This is a genomic window from Pedobacter sp. GR22-10 (assembly GCF_026239715.1).
Taxonomy (GTDB): domain Bacteria; phylum Bacteroidota; class Bacteroidia; order Sphingobacteriales; family Sphingobacteriaceae; genus Pedobacter.
Genome location: NZ_JAPIVR010000001.1, coordinates 284,970 through 308,124, shown reverse-complemented (window position 1 = coordinate 308,124; position 23,155 = coordinate 284,970). Strand labels below are relative to the sequence as shown.

23 protein-coding genes are annotated in these 23,155 nt (G+C 37.4%); 13 read left to right on the top strand and 10 right to left on the bottom strand.

Annotated features, from left to right (window positions below; genetic code table 11):
- Nucleotides 1-27: 27 nt before the first annotated feature.
- From OQX64_RS01325 to OQX64_RS01315, 3 genes are all read left to right on the top strand, one after another.
- Nucleotides 28-906 carry a polysaccharide deacetylase family protein gene (locus OQX64_RS01325; RefSeq protein WP_265817193.1) on the top strand — a complete coding sequence of 293 codons (879 nt, stop codon included), beginning with the start codon at nucleotides 28-30 and terminating at the stop codon, nucleotides 904-906.
- 201 nt (nucleotides 907-1,107) lie between these two features.
- Nucleotides 1,108-1,995: a polysaccharide deacetylase family protein gene (locus tag OQX64_RS01320; RefSeq protein ID WP_265817192.1), complete on the top strand. Its 888-nt coding sequence runs from the start codon at nucleotides 1,108-1,110 to the stop codon at nucleotides 1,993-1,995.
- 38 nt (nucleotides 1,996-2,033) lie between these two features.
- Nucleotides 2,034-3,200 (top strand): DUF3298 and DUF4163 domain-containing protein, encoded by a 1,167-nt coding sequence (locus OQX64_RS01315; RefSeq protein ID WP_265817191.1) that lies wholly within the window; start codon nucleotides 2,034-2,036, stop codon nucleotides 3,198-3,200.
- 118 nt (nucleotides 3,201-3,318) lie between these two features.
- Here the strand turns inward: OQX64_RS01315 and OQX64_RS01310 are convergent, their stop codons facing one another.
- The 3 genes from OQX64_RS01310 to OQX64_RS01300 form a co-directional block, all read right to left on the bottom strand.
- Nucleotides 3,319-3,771: a 3-oxoacyl-ACP synthase gene (locus OQX64_RS01310; protein WP_265817190.1), complete on the bottom strand. Its 453-nt coding sequence runs from the start codon at nucleotides 3,769-3,771 to the stop codon at nucleotides 3,319-3,321.
- A 70-nt stretch (nucleotides 3,772-3,841) separates the two neighbouring features.
- The gene (locus OQX64_RS01305; protein ID WP_265817189.1) at nucleotides 3,842-4,417 is read right to left on the bottom strand and encodes a nitroreductase; all 576 of its coding nucleotides are present in this window, start codon (nucleotides 4,415-4,417) and stop codon (nucleotides 3,842-3,844) included.
- A gap of 155 nt (nucleotides 4,418-4,572) precedes the next feature.
- Complete coding sequence (locus OQX64_RS01300) at nucleotides 4,573-5,388, bottom strand: hypothetical protein (RefSeq protein WP_265817187.1); 816 nt, start codon at nucleotides 5,386-5,388, stop codon at nucleotides 4,573-4,575.
- A 143-nt stretch (nucleotides 5,389-5,531) separates the two neighbouring features.
- Here OQX64_RS01300 and OQX64_RS01295 point away from each other — a divergent pair, with 143 nt between their 5' ends.
- The 6 genes from OQX64_RS01295 to OQX64_RS01270 all read left to right on the top strand — a co-directional run bounded on the left by OQX64_RS01295 (nucleotide 5,532) and on the right by OQX64_RS01270 (nucleotide 11,106).
- Nucleotides 5,532-7,154 (top strand): ABC-F family ATP-binding cassette domain-containing protein, encoded by a 1,623-nt coding sequence (locus OQX64_RS01295; protein WP_265817185.1) that lies wholly within the window; start codon nucleotides 5,532-5,534, stop codon nucleotides 7,152-7,154.
- 68 nt (nucleotides 7,155-7,222) lie between these two features.
- The gene (locus tag OQX64_RS01290; protein WP_265817183.1) at nucleotides 7,223-7,879 is read left to right on the top strand and encodes a hypothetical protein; all 657 of its coding nucleotides are present in this window, start codon (nucleotides 7,223-7,225) and stop codon (nucleotides 7,877-7,879) included.
- Between the two features lie 101 nt (nucleotides 7,880-7,980).
- A complete protein-coding gene (locus tag OQX64_RS01285) occupies nucleotides 7,981-8,673 on the top strand; it encodes a DUF4397 domain-containing protein (protein WP_265817181.1) in 693 nt (230 codons plus the stop codon).
- A 116-nt stretch (nucleotides 8,674-8,789) separates the two neighbouring features.
- On the top strand, nucleotides 8,790-9,374 hold the full coding sequence (locus OQX64_RS01280; RefSeq protein WP_088300768.1) for an RNA polymerase sigma factor: 585 nt from the start codon (nucleotides 8,790-8,792) through the stop codon (nucleotides 9,372-9,374).
- Nucleotides 9,367-10,599: a hypothetical protein gene (locus OQX64_RS01275; RefSeq protein WP_265817179.1), complete on the top strand. Its 1,233-nt coding sequence runs from the start codon at nucleotides 9,367-9,369 to the stop codon at nucleotides 10,597-10,599. The genes OQX64_RS01280 and OQX64_RS01275 overlap by 8 nt, the downstream gene beginning before the upstream one ends.
- A gap of 69 nt (nucleotides 10,600-10,668) precedes the next feature.
- Nucleotides 10,669-11,106, top strand: coding sequence for a hypothetical protein (locus tag OQX64_RS01270; protein WP_088300770.1), 438 nt, complete (start codon nucleotides 10,669-10,671; stop codon nucleotides 11,104-11,106).
- A 65-nt stretch (nucleotides 11,107-11,171) separates the two neighbouring features.
- On the opposite strand, the gene OQX64_RS01265 is transcribed toward OQX64_RS01270, so the two are convergent.
- Together OQX64_RS01265 and OQX64_RS01260 are read right to left on the bottom strand one after the other, a co-directional pair.
- The gene (locus OQX64_RS01265) at nucleotides 11,172-11,678 is read right to left on the bottom strand and encodes an FKBP-type peptidyl-prolyl cis-trans isomerase (protein ID WP_265817177.1); all 507 of its coding nucleotides are present in this window, start codon (nucleotides 11,676-11,678) and stop codon (nucleotides 11,172-11,174) included.
- 11 nt (nucleotides 11,679-11,689) lie between these two features.
- Nucleotides 11,690-13,711 carry a thioredoxin domain-containing protein gene (locus OQX64_RS01260; RefSeq protein WP_265817176.1) on the bottom strand — a complete coding sequence of 674 codons (2,022 nt, stop codon included), beginning with the start codon at nucleotides 13,709-13,711 and terminating at the stop codon, nucleotides 11,690-11,692.
- Between the two features lie 104 nt (nucleotides 13,712-13,815).
- On the opposite strand from OQX64_RS01260, the gene OQX64_RS01255 reads away from it, so the two are divergent.
- Both OQX64_RS01255 and OQX64_RS01250 read left to right on the top strand, forming a co-directional pair.
- Nucleotides 13,816-14,130 (top strand): DUF1016 N-terminal domain-containing protein, encoded by a 315-nt coding sequence (locus tag OQX64_RS01255; RefSeq protein WP_265817175.1) that lies wholly within the window; start codon nucleotides 13,816-13,818, stop codon nucleotides 14,128-14,130.
- A gap of 47 nt (nucleotides 14,131-14,177) precedes the next feature.
- On the top strand, nucleotides 14,178-15,275 hold the full coding sequence (locus OQX64_RS01250) for a mandelate racemase/muconate lactonizing enzyme family protein (RefSeq protein ID WP_265817174.1): 1,098 nt from the start codon (nucleotides 14,178-14,180) through the stop codon (nucleotides 15,273-15,275).
- 141 nt (nucleotides 15,276-15,416) lie between these two features.
- Here OQX64_RS01250 and OQX64_RS01245 read toward each other — a convergent pair whose 3' ends face one another.
- Nucleotides 15,417-16,283 carry a glycoside hydrolase family 25 protein gene (locus tag OQX64_RS01245; RefSeq protein ID WP_265817173.1) on the bottom strand — a complete coding sequence of 289 codons (867 nt, stop codon included), beginning with the start codon at nucleotides 16,281-16,283 and terminating at the stop codon, nucleotides 15,417-15,419.
- A gap of 158 nt (nucleotides 16,284-16,441) precedes the next feature.
- Nucleotides 16,442-17,428: a hypothetical protein gene (locus OQX64_RS01240; RefSeq protein WP_265817172.1), complete on the bottom strand. Its 987-nt coding sequence runs from the start codon at nucleotides 17,426-17,428 to the stop codon at nucleotides 16,442-16,444.
- Nucleotides 17,429-17,611: 183 nt separating this feature from the next.
- Here OQX64_RS01240 and OQX64_RS01235 point away from each other — a divergent pair, with 183 nt between their 5' ends.
- Nucleotides 17,612-18,844 (top strand): MFS transporter, encoded by a 1,233-nt coding sequence (locus OQX64_RS01235; protein WP_265817171.1) that lies wholly within the window; start codon nucleotides 17,612-17,614, stop codon nucleotides 18,842-18,844.
- Between the two features lie 34 nt (nucleotides 18,845-18,878).
- Here the strand turns inward: OQX64_RS01235 and OQX64_RS01230 are convergent, their stop codons facing one another.
- On the bottom strand, nucleotides 18,879-19,859 hold the full coding sequence (locus OQX64_RS01230) for a glycoside hydrolase family 43 protein (protein WP_088300776.1): 981 nt from the start codon (nucleotides 19,857-19,859) through the stop codon (nucleotides 18,879-18,881).
- A 311-nt stretch (nucleotides 19,860-20,170) separates the two neighbouring features.
- A complete protein-coding gene (locus tag OQX64_RS01225) occupies nucleotides 20,171-21,541 on the bottom strand; it encodes a dipeptidase (protein ID WP_265817170.1) in 1,371 nt (456 codons plus the stop codon).
- Nucleotides 21,542-21,794: 253 nt separating this feature from the next.
- Between OQX64_RS01225 and OQX64_RS01220 the strand changes: the two genes are divergently transcribed.
- Nucleotides 21,795-22,769, top strand: a complete 975-nt coding sequence (locus OQX64_RS01220; RefSeq protein ID WP_265817169.1) for an SGNH/GDSL hydrolase family protein — start codon at nucleotides 21,795-21,797, stop codon at nucleotides 22,767-22,769.
- A 38-nt stretch (nucleotides 22,770-22,807) separates the two neighbouring features.
- Here OQX64_RS01220 and OQX64_RS01215 read toward each other — a convergent pair whose 3' ends face one another.
- Nucleotides 22,808-23,131 (bottom strand): DUF493 family protein, encoded by a 324-nt coding sequence (locus OQX64_RS01215; RefSeq protein ID WP_088300779.1) that lies wholly within the window; start codon nucleotides 23,129-23,131, stop codon nucleotides 22,808-22,810.
- Nucleotides 23,132-23,155 lie beyond the last annotated feature (24 nt).

The following is a 23,155-nucleotide window of genomic DNA, read 5'->3' as shown; positions in this document are numbered from 1 at the left end:
ATAGTTTTGCATTAATATATTATAACTATGAAAAACGGCGTACTAACCGCAATAACAGCTGGCGTAATTTTGCTGGCAAGCTGCCAATCCAAATCTACAGCAGAAACTGCAAAAACTGCAGATTCTACCGAAAATACAAATGTTAACGTTGCTACAACAGCTACACCTGTTGATGTATCCAAAATCAAAGTAGCTGATGCTAAAACCATTCTGGCCCGGAAACAGGTACCTATTTTGTGCTACCACCAGGTAAGAAACTGGAAACCTACAGATGGTAAGGTTGGAAAGGACTACATTGTTGAAGTTCAAAACTTTAAAGATCAGATGAAAATGCTCGCCGATAGTGGGTACCATACCATCCTGCCCGATCAGCTTTATGCCTATTTAAACACTGGCGCAGCACTTCCGAGCAAACCCATTATGCTAACCTTTGATGATACAGACCTCGATCAGTTTACGATTGTAAATCCAACCTTGAAAAAGCTGGGCTACAAAGCGGTGTATTTCATCATGACCGTTTCTATTGGCAGAAAAGGAAAATTTGTTGATTATATGAGCAGCGATCAGATTAAGCAACTTTCGGATGAAGGAAACATCATTGGCTCACATACTTATGACCATAAAAATTTTAAAAAATATGCCGGTAAAGATTGGGAGGAGCAGTTAGATAAACCAACGAAAAGACTGGAAGAAATTACAGGCAAAAAAATGACGGAGTTTGCTTATCCGTTCGGGCTATGGAATGCTGAAGGTATTCCTGAATTGAAAAAACGTGGTTTCAGAATGGCTTTTCAACTATCAACCAAGCGTGATGAAAAAGATCCTTTATTTACCATCCGCAGAATTATTGCCAGTGGTTACTGGAGTCCGAAAACATTAAGTAACAGCATTAAAAACAGTTTTTAATTTTTTTAACCTCGGCATTAGCCGGGAAAAAGCGAATGTTTAAATTCTTAACATCCTTGTTTAAAGGCTAAAAACGAAGCAACAGACTAAACCTATATGAAGCATAACGCATTAAATTTAGGCATCCTAAAAAAGAGCAGGAAACAATTAAAAACTTTAGTTTATCTGAAAACGCAGTATCTTTAATTAAATCATGTTACCTTGAAAAAGAGATTAAAACCAGCATCAGGGCTTTCCCCCTTAATTTTAGCCTTATTTATAACCTTACTTTCTACTGCTTGCAGCGATTCGCAGAATAGGGAAAAAACCATTAAAACGACCTCTACCGCTGAAGTTAAAGAAGATACACCTAAACAAAAGCCGGCAGATGCCAAAGCCATTATGGCTAAGCGCGAGGTTCCTGTTTTATGTTACCACCAGATCAGGAATAACCTGGCTAGCGACAGCAAAAGGGCACACGATGATATTATTTCGCCTGATAAATTCCGTGAGCACATCAAAATGCTTGCAGATAGTGGCTACCATACTATTTTACCAGATCAATTGTACAATTACCTGGTGTTTAATGGCAAACTTCCTGAAAAACCCATCATGATTACTTTTGATGATACGGATATGGATCAATTCACTGTGGGAAATGCTACACTGAAAAAATATGGCTTTAAGGGTGTGTATTTTATCATGACAGTTTCCATAGGGCGCAAAGGGCGGATCAGTTATATGACTAAAGAAAATATTAAACAGTTATCAGACGAAGGAAATACCATTGCCAGCCACACTTACGATCATAAAAATTTCGCGCAGTTTACCGATGAAGACTGGAAAATCCAAATTGACGAACCAACAAAGAAACTCGAACAGATCACCGAAAAAAAAGTAGAATATTTTGCCTACCCATATGGTGTTTATAAAGCTTCGAATTTACACAAACTGAAGGAATATGGCTTTAAAGCTGCTTTTATCCTTTCTACCGCCAGGGATGAAAATTACCCCCTATATACCATTCGCAGAATTATAGATCCGGGAAGATATACCGCAAAAAACCTTTATTATAGTATTAATAAGAGCTTCAACAAAACAAAATCATAAGTTCAACTGTCAACTATAAATCCTGACTAACCGGACTTATGAAAAAGCACTTATTATTTTACCTTTTATTATCTGTCATTATTTCTGCATGCAATAACAATAAAAGTAAATCGAATCATCAGGAAACCGCAGATACTGCCCAAAATGTAAAACGCGAATTTAAAGGAAACTTTTACAAACGACTGGAAGGTACGATTGCCGGGAAACCAGTGGTGATGAATCTGCAGCGATTAGATGGTGATTTAGATGGAAATTATTATTACGATGGTTCGTGGTTAAATTTATCAACTGATACCGTAATCTCTCAGGATAGCCTGATCTTATCAGAATACAGTTTTTACACTTCATATTTTGATCAAAATTCTAAGGAGCCTCATCTGCATTTAAAATGGACTGGTAACGGCTTTAAAGGAACCTGGAAAAGTGGTGATGAAAGTAAAAGCTTTCCCATCCTGCTAGAAGAGAAATATCCTGAAGGCAGTTATGAGCTTACTACTGGTATTTACCAGGATTCAGTTGTTGCGTTTACCAATAAATCAAATTCTCCAACAGCTGAAATTACTTTTGAATACCTAAAAGCTACTGCTACAGATGATTCAGGAAATTGGATCAATAGTGAATTGAAAAAAATAGATGGCTTAAAAGCATCTGCCGATCGGGAAGTCAGTTTTAAATCTATTGCTGCAGCATATTTTAAAGATTATAAGTCTCAAATAGCTGAACAGCAAAAAGAAAGCAAAAATGATGACTTTGAAGGCTGGATGAATTATACCAACAGTAGTCAGCAAACGGTGTTATATAATGAGAACGGCTATGTGGTGATTGATTTCCTGGCTGATGCCTACACCGGGGGAGCGCATGGAAACTACAGTAGCACCATGTATTGCCTGGACGTTAAAAACAAAAAACAACTGGTATTAGGTGACATCGTTAAAATTGATTCCAATAATCTCCAAAAGCTATTGGAAAAAAACCTCAGAAAACTGTATAATATCAAACCAAATGATGCAATCAGCACTGTTCTATTTGACGATTATCTCAAACCAAATAAAAACTTTTATTTCAACTCAAAAGGCCTGGCATTTATGTATAATCCTTATGAAGTAGCCAGTTACGCACAAGGACAAATTGTTGTTTTTATTCCTTTTAATGAATTAAAAACATATTTAGTGCCGTCATTTGCAGAAAGGATTGGTGTAAAATAATCAACAGGCGAAGTTTAAGGGCACTATAGTAAAAGAAAATTTCAGTGGTTCAATAAAGTCATTTCAAAATTGACAAACCTACAACCGGATAGCCGAGTGAATATGGTAAGTCAGGTCATTAAAGTATTTTTATCAACACATATTTTTTACCATTAAAACCCAGTTCATCCCCTACTTTCTTTCCGATAAAAAGTTTACCAATAGGCGCGGCCTGAGAAACAGCAAAGAACTGTTGCCCATCTAAATGAAGCTCTCCGGCACTGATGCTGATGTAAAAATTCCCTTCTGAAGTAAAGACTAAACTGCCATTTTTAACCTCTGTTGAAACATCAACACTTTCAATCTGTTGCAGGGAAATTTTCTGCTGCCCGGCTTCATACAACAGTTTACTGTTCCGGTCCATTTCCTGCTGCATCATTTCACGTGTGGTTTCGTACTTATCACCAGCACTGCTTTTGGTATCATCATTTGATGCCTGGCGAGCCTGCTGTAAGGAATATTCAATATTTTCTATCCGGTTTTGAATAAAAGTTAAGCATAGCTGATACAGTTGCGATTTTAAAGTAGGCATATTTTTGATGGAAATCTGAAATGGGTAATGGAAAATATAATATAGACAATAAATTTGCTGTAACAGAGCCTTAATCCTCCATCCATTTTACTTTTTCTGCCATCGAAGTACGGTTAGGTTGCCAAGGTTTTTCATTGTGATAGCCCATGTAAAAAAGTCCGATGCACTTTTCATTATCATTCAATCCTAAAAATTCGCCTAGATCATCAATCAATGGTGGCGAACTCCAATAAGCACCAACATTTAAACTTTCGGCGGTTAATGCCATATTTTGAACTGCGCAGGATACTGCAGCCAGTTCTTCCCATTCCGGAATTTTGCCACTTACGGCCATATTTATCGCAATAATACAGTCAGCCTGGCCGGTTTTTTCCGCAAAGCTATCGAACTTTTTCTGCAGGAACTGTTCAGGAGTTACCAATGTCTTATATAACCGCCCCAGTTCCATGCCCAACTTTGCTAATCCAGCTTTTCTGATGACGGTGAAGCGCCAGGGTTGCGTTAACTTATGTGTTGGTGCATAATTGGCAGTTTCCAATATTTGATTAATTACCGCTACAGGAATTTCTTTTTTAATATAACTCGCCGGAAAAATACTACGGCGTTCTTTAATTACTTTTGAGATGGTTTCATATACTGTACTCATTTGGTAAAAATAGTAAAAAGCAAAAAGACTAGCGATTAAAGAGAAGATCTAAATGATAAAACAGAAAGATTTGACGCTTTGTTAACTGAAAAGTTATCCTGCAAATCAACGATCAGAACGGACTGATTAATGATTCATCAACTCATTCCTTGTTGTCAATTTTCGCGTTCGAAAATTTTATCTCCAAAAACGTCTGTTTTAAATTCCGCAATTTTTTTTCCATTTCCATCTTCAATTACATCATGACCAAAAATATCCTTTTTGTAAACTCGGATGGTTTTCCCCTTCCCGTCTTCAACAACATCGTTTCCAAAAATATCCTTTTTATAAATACGTATGGCCTGACCTTTTCCGTCTTCAACAACATCATTCCCGAAAATATCCTTTTTATAAATACGTATGGTATGGCCATTCCCGTCTTCAACAACATCATTCCCGAAAATATCCTTTTTATAAACACGTATGGTATGGCCATTCCCGTCTTCAACAACATCATTTCCAAAAATATCTTTTTTATAGATACGCATGGCTTGTCCATACTCGTCCTCCACGACTGTGTTTCCAAAAATATCCTGTCTTTGTTTAATGATATTTCTTTTTCTTCCATCTCCTGAAAATAAATCATTGTCATGACCGGTTTCCTGCGCCCGCGGTGTCAGCCCGCTTTCAGTTTTGATAACGGTATTTCCGAAAAAATCAACGGTTTTTTTGCCCAATTTCCGGCCAGACTCATCTTCCAGTATGGTCTGATGGAAAAAATCTTTTTTCTGTTCAGCAATTTTTTTCCCTGCCTGATCCACGATGATGGTATTCCCGAAAAAGTCTTTTTTTTGCTTGCCGATTGTTTTGTTATTGGCGTCAACCAGAATGGTATCGCCAAAGAAGTCTACTTTATACTGGTACTGATTGGTCTGACTATATCCAATAGCCGAAACGCCAGACATGAGGATGCCTAATGTTAATGTTTTCATCTTGTTTCATTTGTGTGTGTTCTAAAATAGCAAAAAACAAATAAAAAGAGGATTAATATTCATTTTGAAATTACTAAACTTAAACCTTCCACCTTTTTACCCTCAACCTTTTTCCCTATCTTTGCGGCTTATTTTATTTGTTTATGATTTCAGTTTCTAATTTATCTTTACGATACGGCAAACGCACATTATTTGAAGATGTTAACCTAAAATTTACACATGGCAATTGCTATGGTGTGATTGGGGCTAACGGCGCAGGTAAATCCACTTTCCTGAAAATTTTATCGGGAGAAGTGAACCAGACTTCTGGTAGTGTTGCCTTTACTCCAGGCGAAAGAATGGCGGTTTTAAAACAAAACCATTATGAATTTGATGAAGTTTCCGTACTTGAAACCGTAATGATTGGTCATAAAGAGCTTTACGCCATTATGAAAGAGAAAGATGCCATTTACATGAAGGAAGATTTCTCTGAGAAAGATGGTGAACGTGCCGGGGAGCTGGAAAACATCTTTGCTGAAATGGACGGTTGGAACATGGAAAGTAATGCAGCAACCATGTTGAGCAACCTTGGTATTACAGAAGACAACCATTATAAATTATTAAAAGAGTTAGACAATACCCAAAAAGTAAGGGTTTTGCTGGCACAGGCCTTATTTGGTAATCCTGATATTTTACTACTGGATGAGCCAACCAACGATTTGGACATTGAAACCATCGCCTGGCTGGAAAACTTCTTAGCTGACTATCAGAATATTGTTTTAGTGGTGAGTCACGACAGGCATTTTTTAGATGCAGTTTGTACACACATTGTAGATATTGATTTTGCTAAAATGAGTATCTACACGGGTAACTATACTTTCTGGTATGAATCAAGTCAGCTGGCTTTAAAACAACGTAGCGACCAGAACAAAAAGATGGAGGATAAGGTGAAGGAACTGCAGGAATTTATCCGGAGATTCAGTGCCAACGCATCAAAATCCAAGCAGGCCACTTCACGTAAAAAGGCCCTTGATAAAATTGACATCGCCGAAATTAAAGCTTCCAGCCGTAAATATCCGGCTATTATTTTCAATAACACCGGTCGTGAGGCGGGTGATCAGATTTTACAGGTAGAGAATTTAGGCAAATCCGGAAACGATGGTATTTTGTTTGATAAAATCACTTTCATGGTGAATAAAGGTGATAAAATTGCTGTACTCTCGCAAAATAGTTTAGCTACTGCGGCATTCTACGATGTTTTAACTGGTAGAGATACTGATCATCAAGGTGAATTTAAGTGGGGTGTAACCATCAGCACAGCAGATATCCCTAATGATAACTCTGAATATTTTGCAGGTAAAGATGAAAACCTGGTTGACTGGTTACGTGAATATTCAGGAACAGATGCAGACGAGCAATTTGTAAGAAGCTTTTTAGGCCGGATGCTATTCTCTGGTGAAGAGGTTTTAAAGAATGTAAAAGTGCTTTCAGGAGGTGAAAAAATGCGTTGCATGTTCTCCAGAATGATGTTACAACAGGCCAATCTTTTAATGTTTGATGAACCGACCAATCACCTAGATCTGGAATCTATCGAAGCATTAAACAATGGCATGAAAGATTTTAAAGGGGCCATATTATTTACTTCAAGGGATCACCAGTTAACGGAAACCGTAGCCAACAGAATTATCGAAATTACACCTAAGGGTACCATTGATAAGCTAATGACTTATGATGAATACATTAACAGTCCCGATGTTGCCAAACTTCGTGAGGAAATGTATGCATAATCCTTAATAAAAATATAATATTGAAAGAGTTTTGATATCCCGTCAAAACTCTTTTTCTTTATATAGCTATGAAGACCTTATTAACCGCTCTGTTTTTAACTTTCAGTTTAACTGCCTTTGCACAGAAAAGTGATTCAACAACTTTCCGTTCTACCAATATCCGGAAAAGATTTATGGAACGTTACACCGTACTAAAATCAAATAAGAACATTAAAAATGGATTTGCCGAAGTATTGTTTAACCAAAAACAAATTGCTTCAGGTGATTATCAAAATAATGAAAGGGTGAATCAATGGAAATTTTATTTCTTAAATGGTGAAGTGGAACAGATCTATAATTACAGCACTAAAAAGGTTGAATTTGAATTGGAAAGTAAATCCACAACTTATCATTTAGAAAATGTAAAAGAAGGAGATGAAATTATTAATCCAGTTAAAATTGGCGGTGCATATGGCGCTATTTTAGTGATGAACAAAATCTCTTCCCCTGTCACGGATCTCAGAAATAAAAGTGGAAAGTATCAAGTAAGCAATTCCTATTATTTGGATGAGCTTGGTAATGTAACCAAACTAGAACAAAAAGTTGTGGGTTCCAATTATAGTAATACCAAAATTATTGACCAAAATTTATTCAGACCTGAAGAACTGGCCTGTAATCCTGGTTATGTGAATGGTAAGCCGGTAAAAAGCACGATAACCATTTCTCATCATTTAACAGTAAATTAAATTTTTGCTATTGTAGCGTTTTCATTTACTTAATCGTTTTATCATCAAAAGCGTTAATGGCCATTAACCAATTTTGTGAAAAAGATTGATTTAAATACATTATGAAAACTAAAAACTACTTAGGCTTAAGCACTAAAATAATATGCGCATTATTTGTGATCACACTCACTTTTTCTGCTTGTAAAAAAGATTGGAACAATGATCCTATTGAGGCGGCTGGTATAGGCTTTGTACATGCCTCTCCTGGCACAGCTGCCTTAGATTACATCCTGGACAATCAAAAAATCGGGAGTTTCAGCTATACCAATGACCGTGGATATTTTGCGGCCTACCCTGGCACCAGGCTGGTGGGGGTTTCTAAAAAAGATTCGCTTAAATATTTAACCAACGGAACAGCTGCTTTAAAAGGTGGTTCATTTTATTCCGTATTTGTCGTAGATACTTTAAAATCAACTAAACTTTTACTGGTTGAAGATGATTTAAAAGCTCCCGAAACAGATAAGGCAAAAGTTAGGTTCATTAATTTAAGTCCTGGTTCTTCTCCTTTAGATTTGGCAGTGGAAGGAAATGCCACCGCATTATTTACTTCAAAAGCGTTTAAAGAGTTTACTCCATTTACGTCCATCAATCCATCGGATAATTATACTTTTCAGGTGAAGCAGGCTGGAACGGTAACAGCAACGCTACCTGCTGTAAAAATAGAAAAAGGCAAAATTTACACCATTTGGGCTAAAGGATTAAGCAGTAAAACAGATAGCACTAAATTTGGTTTAGCCATCATGACCAATAAATAACATCTACCAATTGAATTTAACGCCATTCGGTAAAATGGATGGTGTTATTTTTTAATTTTGTAATAAATAAGCTTTAAGCATTAAAACGAATCAAACCCTAAACCGGCCTTTACAGCGTGATCAAAAAAATACTCAGATTTGAGGAGATTTTAAAGGGCTGTGTAAAAAACGACAATAGCTGTAAGGAAATGATGTATAAATCATTTTATGGCTACTTAATGGGTATTATTTTAAGGTATACCAAGAACACTTCTGACAGTGAAGAACTTGTAAATGATACCTTTATCAAGATATTTAAGCATGTTGCGGGTTTCAAGCCGCCAGCAAACCCTGAAGAATTGCAAAAATCATTTCGGGGCTGGATTGCTCAGATTGCATCAAGAACGGCAATAGATAAAATCAGAAGCTCGAAAGCGCATTTTTATGTGGATGAATTAAATGAAGATCAACATCCCATTACGCAGGTTTCAATAGCATCCGAACTTCATGTCAGTGATATTATGAACCTGTTAAATCATTTACCGGAAACGCAAAGGCTGGTATTTAACTTATATGAGATTGAAGGCTTTGCACACGAGGAAATTTCAAAGTTGCTCAACATCCCCGAAAGTTCGAGCCGTGTTTACTTAACCCGATCAAAAAATAAGTTGCGTACACTTTACACCAACACGCTAGTTGGTTCATATAAAAAAAATGGATAAGGAATTAATAGAACATATTACCACCCAATTACAAAATCACGAGGAACAATATGTTCCTGGTGCCTGGGAGCGCTTCTCTGAAAAAGAGAAAAATAAGCGCAGGGGTTTTGTTTTATGGCCATTATGGACAGCTGCAGCCATTATCTTCATGATTTCAGGCATATTTTTGATTCATCAAAGCGAAGAATCAAAACAACCGAGTGTGGTAAAATCAAAAGTTCAAAATACGGAATCACCAGTAAGCACAAAAACAGGAGAAAACACCAACTCTCATGAGCCGTTTGTTGAGGGTACAAAATCAGCAGGCATCAATCAGGATAAAAAGCAGGCCTATCTTCCATCCTCTTCTCAACCATCAGACAGCAACCTAAATCATAAGCTTGATTTGATCACTCCCGAGAAGCATCCTGTGGAGGCATTGATAGCATTAAATAACGATAATTTTGCTACTCAATCATCTCATATCAAAAGCATTGATAACAATCAAAGCGTTGCAGATGCTCAGTCAGAAAAGCAAAAACCAGAAGCCAATAAAAAGTTATCTTTTGAAGATCTGTTAGCGGTTGATAGCAAGACTGATCAGCAACATCCAACCAACAGTAAAACTGAACAGCATTCCAAATGGCAGCCAGACGTGTATGTAGCGCCTTCAATGGGTAACGATAACAAGTTAAACATGAATTATGGATTCTCCTTATCTTATGCCATTGCCAATAAATTATCCATTAGCTCTGGTGTTTCATATGCTTCCATCAGTTCAACAGAATCCCAAAATGCTACCGCACCCCAATCGTTATCCGGTAAAAATCTGGAGTCTATCAATGCAAAAGTTCAGGGCATTAACGTGCCTTTAGAGTTACGTTATAACATTTCGGAAAAGTTATACACCGGCGTTGGTGTTTCTGCGCTCGCCATTTTAAGCAATTCACAACAAAATACTTATCTGGTCAATCAGGTTCAAACACTGTCAGCTCCATTAGCCAATGGCATGATGGATTCTAAAAGTTTTATCGTAGCAGAGAAACAAAGCGAGCCGCAGCCAACATCTACCATTGATCCGGATAAATACATCGGCTTTTATAATTTCTCCCTGGGCTATAAACAAAAAATCTCCAAAAAGAACAACATTGCTATTGAACCTTTCCTAAGACTTCCAATGAAAACCTTCTCCCGCGAAAACCTCAACCTCACCAATGGGGGCTTACGTTTAAAGGTAGATTTTTAGGAATTGTATTGATTCATTTAACCCTGAAGGTTATCTCTTTTGTATATTTGCCTTTCAGATAAAATTCAGATGAGATTATTAACTATTTTATTATTCCTTTTTATTGGTTATTCGGCAAGTGCACAGCATGACCCCAGCGACCAGATGGATTCGCCCAATTGGGATATTATTGGTGAGGTTAAAATTAAAACAGTAAAACCTACTGAAACCTATGCCATTTATCATGCAGGCATTCAAAAATATGAAAGCAAGCCATTTGAGCTATCGGGCTATATCGTACCGATAAAAGATGGCATGAAGCAAACCAAGTTTATGCTTTCTACCTTACCCATTAACCAATGTTTTTACTGCGGAAAGAACGGAATTCCAATTATGGTATTGGTAGAAATGGCTGAACCCATTAAATTTACCTATCAGCCAATTACCGTGAAAGGAGTTTTGAAGCTGAATAAGGGAAATGCGATGAATAACCCTCCGGTTGAACTGATTACGGCTAAGTTATTATAAAAAAATCCCGATGAATATCGGGATTTTTTAGTTTTATCAATTGAATTTACGATTTTACGATCGATCTAGTGATTGGCATGTCCATCCGCACCATGTGCATGGCCATGAGCCAATTCATCCTGAGTGGCTTCGCGAACATTTAAAATAGTACCTGCAAACAATAAATTTTTACCAGCCATCGGGTGGTTCAAATCTACCGCAACCGTTTCTTCATGAACAGCGGTTACACCTGCTCTGAATTGATTACCATTGTTATCTTGCAAAGGAATTACATCACCAACAGCCGGAACTTCGCCACCTGCTTCAGTAAACATGGTTTTTGGCAAATCAGCAAAAGCACCCGGATCAAGTTCTCCGTAACCATCAGCTGCAGATAGTTCAAAACTATACTCATCACCAGTTTTCAAGCCGGCTAAGTGCTCTTCAAATTTAGGCAACATCATGCCTACTCCATATAAAAATACTAAAGGATTTTGCTCATCAGCTTTTTCAACAAAAACTTGTTGTCCTTCTTCGTTTGTAGTGTGCAATTCATAAGTTACTGCGACTACTGAGTTTGGTGAAATATTCATTCAGATTTTTTTTATTGTAAATACACTAATGCTTCCTCAACAGTATTAACCGGTAACTGGCACACATTATTTCGGCAAATATAAACTTTTGTTTCATTGCTTTGCTTCCCTTTTAACAGCGGCAGGTTACTTTTTGTTCCGCCTAAAGTAATTTTATTAGGAATATAATGATTGCTTAACTCCAGTTTAACCATAGCTGTTTCCAATCCTGTAATGGCAATTTCATTGATGCCATAAATTTCATTCAGCAGTAAAATGGCCCAGTTGGAATAAGCAGAACCATATGTTTTGATTTTGGGATGTACCGCAGCAAGCATTTCCGACGCCTTTTCACTGTAATTTTTTAAGTCAAACAACAAACCCAGTTTTTTCAAATTTAAGGCCATGGCTGAATTTGCTGCAGGAATCACATTATCCATTACCTCATGTTTGCGCGCAATCAGATCTTCACCTTCTGCTGAGGTGTAAAACAACATCGGTGAATGATCATCACTAAAGTTATTTAAAACATAATCCGCAAAAGATTTTGCTGCAATCAACCATTGCTCATTAAAATCACATTCGTAAAGAGCAAGTAAAGCCTCGATCATAAAGGCATAGTCATCTAAAAAAGCAGTGATAGATGCTTTACCGTTTTTATAATTACGATACAAGCCACCTGTTTCTGATTTCATATTGGTCAGGATGAAATTTGCAGCTGCAGAAGCTTTTTGATAATAGAGATCGTGTCCTAATACCTGTGAAGCATCTGCCAGTGTTTTAATCATCATGCCATTCCAGGCGGTTAAACATTTATCATCCAAGCCCGGCCTAACTCTCTTACTTCTTACTTCGAGTAACCTTGTTTTTGCATCACTTACTTTTTCAAATAAATCTTCAGCAGTTATCCCGTATTTTTCCAAAAGGGCATTATCCTCAATGGTTTTTCTTAAGATATTGGTATGCTCTTCCTCCCAGTTGCCCTCTTCGGTAACATTATAATATTCTGCCAGCAGTGTAGCATCATCTCCTAAGATTTGATTAAATTCGGTTTTATCCCAAACATAAAATTTACCTTCAACCCCTTCGCTATCTGCATCTAAAGCTGAATAAAACAACCCTTCTGGTGAAGTCATTTCATTAAAAACCCACTCTATACTTTCAACAGCAGTCCGCCTAAAAGAATCAAACTTAGTACATTGATAAGCTTCAATATATAAACTGATGAGTTGTGCATTATCATAAAGCATCTTTTCGAAGTGTGGCACATGCCACTTATCATCAACCGAATAACGGGCGAAGCCTCCGGCCAGCTGATCGTAAATTCCACCCCGGCTCATTTCTTCCAATGTATGGCAAACTGCTGTAAAAACAGATTCATCATCGTTCAGAAAACCGTAGCGCAGGAGGAAAACCCAATTATTAGGTAATGGAAACTTAGGAGCACGATTATAGCCGCCGTAGCCCATATCGAAATGGCGTTTCCATGGATCAATAATTTCTGTTAGATGATCTTGAGTATACGCTTCTTTACGTTCAACAGCAATGATTTTTTCACTATCTTTTATACCGGCAGTTAATCTTGCTGCATATTCAATCGCCTTATCTGGTTCATTCGCCCAAAGTGCAGCTACATTTTCCAATACATTAATCCAGTCGGTTTTACGGAAGTAAGTACCGCCATAAATCGGGCGCTGATCTGGTAAACAGATGCAATTTAATGGCCAGCCGCCACTCCCTGTCATCAGTTGAATGGCATACATGTAGATCTGATCAATATCCGGGCGCTCCTCGCGATCTACCTTGATGCATATAAAATGCTGGTTCATCACTTCTGCCACCTCATGGTTTTCAAAACATTCCCGCTCCATCACATGGCACCAATGGCAGGCCGAATAGCCAATACTGACTAAAATCAATTTGTTTTCTGCCTTTGCCTTTTCCAAAGCTTCGGTACCCCATTCATACCAATGCACCGGGTTATAAGCATGTTGTAACAGGTAGGGCGAAGATGCGTTAATTAAACTATTGGGTTCTGAATGTGTATTCGACATGAAATAATGATTACAATATTAAACAGGTAAAGCTATAAATTATCTACAATGCTGCTCCCTTTTAGTTTTGTTTTTCTATTTTAGATGTCGATCAATTTGTGTTTATGGAATTAGCTAAAAGCGATTTATTCAGCATTGTTAAGAAAATTATTATTCAGTCTCGTCTGAAAGTTTACAGGGCAGCAAATGCTGAATTACCTGAATCATACTGGCAAATTGGTAAGTTAATTATTGAAGATGAGCAGGAAGATAAAGCCAGGGCAGATTATGGCAAAAGTACATTAAAGAATTTATCGCAACAGCTTACGCTTGAGTTTGGAAAAGGATTTGATGAAAGTAATTTGAGAAATATCAGAAGTTTCTTTAAGGCTTTTCCAATTCGTGACGCATTGCGTACCGAATTGAATTGGATACATTAACGACTTTTATCCCAAATAGCAAATCTTACACCTTCAAACTTAAAAAAATGAAAATCACGCATACCGAAATATATCGCTTTAGTATCCCGATGGAACCCTTTGTCATTGCAACCGGAACCATGCATTTCGCACAGAATGTATTGATTAGAATTTATACGGATGCGGGCATCCACGGCATTGGCGAATGCTCGGCTTTCCCGATGATTGTGGGAGAAACACAGGAAACCTGCATCGCCATGGCCAAAGACTTTGCCGCGATTTTAAAAGGCAAAGATCCTTTGGAAATTCCTGAAAGAATGAATGACCTCCTGGCTTATGCCGATCATAACAGTACCATAAAAAGTGCATTCGACATGGCTTTGTTTGATATTGCGGCCAAACATGCAGGTTTGCCACTCTATAAATTTCTGGGCGGAACAAAAAGAACCATTGAAACTGATATGACCATCGGTATTGATTCCCCCGAGGGAATGGCGAAAACAGCATTGAATTACCAAAATAAAGGTTGCCGGATTTTAAAAATCAAACTCGGGAAAAATGTTGAAGATGATATTGAGCGGGTAAAACAAATCCGTGAAGCGGTTGGTACTGAAATGATGTTACGTTTGGATGCCAATCAAGGCTGGGGTTTTGATGAGGCTTTATTTGCGCTTGGTGAACTGGAACAATACAATATTGAATTTTGTGAACAACCCATGCGTACCTGGTATGATGACCGGCTTCCGGAACTGAACATCAACTCTCCTATTAAACTCATGGCTGACGAAAGCTGTTATAACCATCACGATGCCAGAAAACTGATCAACAGTCAATCAACCACTTACCTGAACATCAAATTTTCGAAATCCGGCGGAATTTTAGAAGCACAAAAAATTCATGAGGAAGCTTTAAAAAAAGGGATTAAATGCATGATTGGAAGCATGTTGGAAAGCCGGATCGCTTTAAGCGCAAACCTGCACTTTGCTTTGGCCAGTCCGAATGTAGATTTGTTTGATTTAGACACCGCATTACTTGGTCATCTGGTGGATCCTGTTGTGGGGGGATTGACCTATAATGGTTATTTCCTTGATGTACCTGATGAAGTTGGTATTGGCGCAGAGGCAGATGAATTTTTTCTTGAAAAATGTGAAAGCTGGGTAGTTTAGTTCATTGGCCATTGGTTCATTAGAAAATTAGTCAGATGGCAATAAGTAATAATAAATAAAATTCCCTTAAATCTGTATTTATCTATGATTTTAATTCGTTGAACCAACAACTGATGACAATTGAGCCAATGAATATTTTACTTAGTGAACCAACATATTCGCAAGTGCGGTACTGTCCCCGTTAAACGCATTAAAATCAACTACATGACCGATTCCATTTATTTTGGCCTTATCTGAATGTTGCCAAAACTTCCAGCGGCTTTTATCTAATTTCAATTTGGGTTGGTAATAATGGGCAATCCATAAGGGATATTCATCTAACTTTCCTTCGAGATTATCCTCATAAAACTTTAAACCAGTGTAGATGATCGGCCGAACACCTGTTTTCATTTCAACGTAGGTCAGAAAATCTGAAAGCTCTAACCGCATCCTAAGCGGAGAAACACCATCTAATGTTTCAATATCCACAACAGGTGGTAAATCGCCTTTTTCGATATTTACCACCTGTAAGAAAAATTTTGCCTGTGCCCGTCCGCTTTTTTTAGGTCTGAAAAAGTGATAGGCTCCACAAACAATTCCGGCCTTTGGTGCTTCACGCCAGTTGCGCTGAAAATACGGATCAACCTGCAAAATACCTTCGGTAGCTTTAATAAAAGCAAAGCTGACTTTCACTTCATCTTCCTTCATGGCTTTCACTTTTGACCAGTTTATTTTACCCTGGTAATAGGAAACATCGATGCCGTGCACCGTATATTTCTTCGGGATTTTAATATTAAAGCTTTTATAAGTGCGGTAATTTGGGTCTTGCCCCCAATCTTTTATCCACCGCCAGGAGGCAACAAAACCACTTAATACATAACCATAGTAAAGTGGTGAGAGCAAAATCAATAGTAAGCCTGCCAACGCCATTTTCATCTGCTTAGAAAACACAGCTGGCTTTTTCTTCTTTAGCGCAGGCTTTCTGGTAGTTTGCTTTCTGGCAACGGGCTTTCGTTTTTCTGGCGGCATAAATATTTTATGTCGCTAAGTTGAGGAAAATGTAGTGAAATAAAAAAGGGATTGCCGGATTAGATTAATCCACATTCTTACTAAATGATTCTTAAATCTACAATGGTATATTTGGGTAAATAGATTGTCGACGATGTATTTAATTAATTATCAATAAACTATGAACTTATCTTTTCGCTAGCATAAACAATGAAGCCAGGCTTTTCGGCTGCGTTATATTTAAAGATAAGGTCATCCCCGATCTGATGCTCCAATTTTACTTTTTCTAATAAATTCAGGGAAGAATCTTCATAACCTAAAAAATTATCCCGATATATCTTTAACTCAGTAGAATAGTAAAGCTCAGCAGGATCAATATTATTAATGTTCACTTTTATCTCATCAAAGGCCCATTTTTGCCCTTCAGATTGATCAATAATCTCTTTCATTTTATCCACATTAAAATTGATCAGTGTTTTAAGCTTTGCTGGCTTATTTTCACTTCTCTTTTTTGCACATAGGTTTACCGTAATTTCCTCTGGTAAATAAACTACGTCCCTGCCTAACTGACTGGCCAGATTTAACATGATAAAAACCTGTGGCTCTGTAATAAGCGCCCTATTTAATGTTTCACTAATTACAATATCTACGTCAATATCTTGCAAAACATAATTGGTTGCATCGGCAATTTCAATAGCTTTCACGTAACTGTTTAAATCAAAAGCAGTAATCACATCCACCAACTTATTATAACTGTTCTCATTAATTTCAAGCAAGGTAAACTGTACTTCGGCAGGACTAAACTGTACCATTACCGGAAGTGCCAGCGTGGCAAAGGGACCTGTACCCGCATAAAGAACATGTATGGGACCATCTCCTTGCAGCAACTTATCTTTAATGGCTAAGTATAATCCCCTCACAAAACGTTGGGTTCTTAATACCTCTTTCACACAGTTAGCTGCCCAAAATGTACCAATGGCACGACCAAATTTTGATTGAATATTTGTTCTGTCTGATATTTCATCAGGCCTTATTTCACCAAGTTCAAATAGAAGTTGAGTATAAGTAGTAATGGCAGGTACTAGTTTATCATGAAAATCTTGAGGTAGAAGCAAATCATTACTGATGTTAACCAGTTTTTCTTTCAGGTTTTGAGATGGAAACATTAATTTAAGGAGATTAGATCGTTAAATAAAGAATACTTAAAGATAAAAAAGAATACAATTACTTGCATCTTATCTGAAAGATTTTCTGATAAAATTGATGCCCAATTTAATAAGTACAACTATCTTTTTATTTTAATATAAATCGGCAAGGCTTTATTACTTTTGTGCGCCGGAAAAATTATTATGTTCAAACTCATTTTAAATACCTATAAATCATCTTTTAGCGGACTAAGCCGTGAAACCTGGTTACTGAGTATTGTCATGATGTTTAATCGTTGCGGCAGTATGGCTGTCCCATTTATGGGCCTTTATGTTACGCAAAGTCTCCATCGCTCCGAAATGGATGCTGGATTAATCATTACTTTATTTGGCGTAGGTTCGATTCTCGGTTCTGCAACTGGGGGTAAACTCACCGACATGATTGGCTTTCGGCCCGTACAAATTTTATCATCAATTATCGGCGGACTGCTTTTCATCTTTTTCTCAACCATTACACATTTCTCCACACTTTGCGTTTTGGCAGTTGTTATCAGCTTTTTTTCAGAAGCCTTCAGACCTGCAAATTTTACAGCGGTTGCCCATTATGCTACTGAAGGCACTATCACCAGGTCATATTCACTTAACAGGTTGGCTGTAAATATCGGCTGGTCAATAGGAATCAGCATGGCAGGTATCATTGCCTCTATCAATTACAAGCTGCTGTTTATTGTAGAAGGCGGCGTAAGTATTATCGTTGGTATTTTAATCTTATCGTTTTTGCCACAGGTGAAAGGTTTTATTCAGAAGGCAAAAGAAAATGCCATCAACATGGTTATTATGAAACCCTGGAAAGATATTTTTTATGTGAAATTCATTTTGCTTACCACTGTTTTTATTACCTGCGCATTCCTGATGTTCAGGGTTGTACCTGTATTTTTTAAAGAGCAATGGCACATCGATGAATTTGCCATAGGCATCATTATCGGCATTAACGGATCGGTTATCGCCTTGTTTGAGATGATTATGATTAATAAAATAGAAGCCAAAAGATCGCCGATGTTTTTCATCATCATTGGTGCCGTATTATTTTCGATTTCATATATCTTGCTGGGTGCTCCTGTTAGCTATCATCTGGTTGCGGCAGTGGTTATCATTATCATATTTACAGGTGGGGAAATGTTCTCATTACCCTTCATTAATACAATTGTAATTAGCAGAAGTAATGAACATAACAGAGGGCTATATGCGGCTGGCTACACTTTGAGTTGGTCATTTGCCCAGGTTATCGGGCCTTTGTTTGGCTTTTTTGTTGCCAAAAATTTTGGTTATAACTGGCTCTGGTTCGGGTTGGCCTGCCTGTTATTGTTATGTGCCTGGGGGTTCAACATGCTGAACAATAAGAAAGGCGAAGTTATGCTGGAAGAAAAAACAAATTAGCTGGAAGTTTTACTGAACTTCCAGCTGATGAAAACTATTTTACCTTTTGAGCATGAACACCTTCGTTGGTGATCCTCACTGGCAGAATCATTCCATTGTCATCAAATTTCATTTCATCAATGCAAGTAACACGATGATTTCCGTCAGTTTCTGTTAATGGACGGCGGTGATATACAATATGGTAGGTGCCTTTTTTCTCGTTAATAATCACAGAATGGTGTCCGGCTCCTGTCGCAATAGCAGGATCTTGTTTTAAAATCTCACCTACTCTTTTAAACGGGCCAAAAGGAGAATCGCCAACAGCATAGGCTACTGAATAATCAGGGCCAGTCCATCCGCCTTCACTCCACATAAAATAATATTTTCCGTTTCTGATGAACATATATGGTCCTTCTACATATTTATCTGGTGTAATTTCTTTAAAAATGGTTCCGTCTTCAAATGGCAGAAATCCTGTGAAATCTTTATTAAGTCTGGCAATATTGCAATGTTTCCAGCCACCATAAATGAGGTAATACTGACCGTCTTTATCTTTAAATACAAATTGATCAATGGGTTGTGCACCATTGTGAAATTTATCTACCAGAGGTTTTCCAAGATGATCTTTGTACGGTCCTTCCGGCCGATCAGCTACGGCTACACCAATGCCTCCAATTTCCTGATCGCTCTGGATATCATTGGCTCCAAAAAACAAATAATATTTTTTATCTTTCTTAATAATGGCCGGTGCCCACATGGCCTTGTTTGCCCACTTCACTGCCGAAGTATCTAAAACATGGTCATGTTTCTTCCAGGTAATTAAGTCATCTGATGAAAATGCATCCAGAAAAACCTGTTCTTTATACTTGGCAGAATAAGTTGGATATATCCAATATTTATTATCGAAAATGGCTGCATCAGGATCTGCATACCAGCCTTTGAATATAGGATTACCTGATTGCTTAATCGTTTTAGTAGACTGAGCAAAAGAAGCCAAGCCTGCTAAAAGTAAAAGAGAAGAGATTGAATATTTCATGGCTACAATTTATAAAAAAACAGCTTAATAAATTCTCTTTTTTTAAAAAGCAATTGTAACGTTTCATTGATAATGAGTTCTGATCCAAAGTCAGTGTGGTAAATACCGGCAGCCTGGTGTTGATGAAAGTTTGCCCGCACATAATAAAACTGACAGCGTTAAATAGCCCGGAATGAGGTGCAATGAAATGAGGACTATGAACAATAGCAGGACTGCAGCCCAAATGAAAAACTGATTTTTCATATTCCCAAAAAAAATCCCTGTCTGGAAATTACCAAACAAGGATTAAATTATTTTTGAAATAGCAAAGCCTATTTACTCAACTCAGCAAAATATTTATGAAATAAAGGTAGCGTCTCTATGCCTTTATAGTAGTTGTAAATGTCGTATTTTTCATTAGGTGAGTGTAAAGCATCACTATCCAGACCAAAACCAAAAAGCACTGATTTAATGCCTAACACATCCTCGAATAAAGCCACAATCGGAATGCTTCCACCTCCACGTGTTGGAATGGCTTTTTTACCGAAGCTATCTTCTATCGCTTTTTCAGCAGCCTGGTAAGCGATGCTGTCTGTTGGCGTAACTACAGGTTCGCCACCATGGTGAGGTGTTACTTTTACCTTTACATTTTTAGGGGCAATGCTTTCAAAGTGTTTAGTAAAGATATCTGCAATCTCTTCTGAACTTTGATTAGGCACCAAACGCATAGAAATTTTAGCATTGGCCTTGCTTGGTAACACTGTTTTTGCACCTTCACCAATATAACCACTCCATATTCCATTTACTTCTAAAGTTGGACGTGTGCCTGTCCGTTCTAAAGTAGAATAACCTTTTTCACCCCAAACTTCTGCAATATCAAGATCCTTTGTATATTCAGCTTCATCGTAAGGGGCCGAATTTAAAGCTTTCTTTTCTTCATCAGACAACTCTACCACCTGATCATAGAATGCAGGAATGGTAATATGATTATTTTCATCATGCAGGGAAGCAATCATTTTACAAAGAATAGTGGCCGGGTTAGCTACAGCACCACCGTAAACACCAGAGTGTAAATCACGGTTCGGACCAACAACTTCCACTTCCATGTAAGCTAAACCACGCAAACCAGTTTCAATAGATGGATGTTCCATGCTGATCATTGAAGTATCCGAAATCAAAACGACATCTGCCTTTAAACGATCAGCATTCTCTTTAACAAAAATACCAAGGTTTGCAGAACCAACTTCCTCTTCACCTTCAATCATAAATTTAACATTGCAGGCCAGGGTATTGGTCTCCATCATCAATTCAAAAGCTTTTACATGCATATAGAATTGACCCTTATCATCGCAGGCACCGCGAGCATAAATCTTGCCATCGCGTACAGTAGGTTCAAATGGTGGTGTATGCCAAAGTTCCAGCGGATCTGCAGGTTGAACATCATAATGGCCATAAATTAAAACTGTAGGCAATGAAGGGTCAATTATTTTTTCGCCATAAACAATCGGATAACCAGCGGTAGGACAAACTTCTACTTGATCTGCACCGGCATCTCTTAATTTTTGCGCCACGTAATCTGCCGTTTTGAGTACATCGCCTTTATACTTCGGATCTGCACTAACCGATGGGAAACGCAACAGTTCAAACAACTCGTCTAAAAAGCGTTCCTTGTGCGTTTCTACATATTTTTTAATCTCTTGCATAACAAAATGAATTTAGACAAATATAGGGTTTTAACCCAAAAGCAATCGGAGAATATAAAAATTGGACTAGGCAATACACCTCCGGTAATGCTTTTTTTAAAACATATTGATGTTATTTATTTAGGCTAAACTTGTTGAAAATTAGAATTTTCAGGCAGATAAAATTTTACTTCAGAAAATCGTTTTAATTCATTTTTTTGTAAATTGCGCCATTATTTAGATATCTAAAAATCAACCAGAATGGCCATTTGTAATGAAATTTAGCACGAGATTAATCTTCCTTCTGCTATTGCTTTTTTCTTTAGGTATCTCCGTAGTTGCATATTCTCAAAACCCATCTCGTATAAGCTGTCCTGAAGCGGCCCAGTTTTATGCTAAAGACAGTATTAACATTGTCACTTTTGGGGCCAGTACTGTAGAGGGGGTTAAAGGAGTTGGCTTTCAGACGATGCTGAAGAGTAATTTTGAAAACTGTTATATCAATAAGGTGGTAGACATTACCAATCAGGGTATTGGTGGCCAAACAACTATACAAGGATTGCTCCGGATAGATAATGCAGTAAAAGACCGTACAGGTTTTATTGTCATTTCAATGGGTATCAATGATGCCCTTGCGATTACCAGCGGCAAAGGAAGCTTGGCAGAAACAGAAGCAAATATGCGGCAGTTAATTACCATTAGCTTAAAGCAAAAGCTGGTACCTATTTTATGTACCCTGCAAAATGTAGATGACCGTAATAACCCCACTTTAGCTACATCCAATTCAAACATCAGGGCATTAAATGCCATTTACAGGCGTTTGGCTACTGAATACAAAATTTATCTGGCTGATGTAAACGCCGCGATGAGACGAGATTTTACACTTTATCAGGATGCCTTTCACCCTAACGCAAGAGGATACAGGTTGATCAGTTATGTAATATTTGATGCTATTAACAAAGCGATATTTGATAAGTTTTTAATGTTTGTGGTTTCACAAAACTACCCGAATCCTGCTGCTTCCCAAACATATTTGGATATTGTTTTACCTGAAACCGATAAGATCAACCTTCAGGTTTTTGACCTAATGGGCCGTTTGGTTAAAACAGTTATAAATGAATATTTAAATACAGGGAAACATACACTTGAAATTAATACAGCTTCATTCGTTCCGGGGATTTATATCTTCAAAATTACATCTGATTCAGGTCAGTATAATGTGGCTAAAAAATTTATTGTTGCTCGTTAAATTCCACTAATAAAGCACACTCATTCCTAATAAATACATTAAAGTACCATAATCCCTTTAATAGTTGCCGATTGTTTATAAATTGAAATAACTTCATCTGCATTTTGCATTTGTTTTTTTACAGTGATGGATACATATTTACCTGTTTTCGAAGGTTGTTCAATAAATTCATCATCAGGTAGTATCTTGCGCAATTCATCTACTTTATCCAATCCGCCTGTTATAATAAATTTAAAATTGTAAACACCCGGAAACTGCTCTACACTTTCCAGTTTCTCTTTTAAATTGGCATAAATATCTGTAGACTCTCCTTCTGGCACATCAGTAAACTCAACGTTTTTATTAATTTTCTTCTCGTTCATAGCGAAAACATATCAAATTCTATT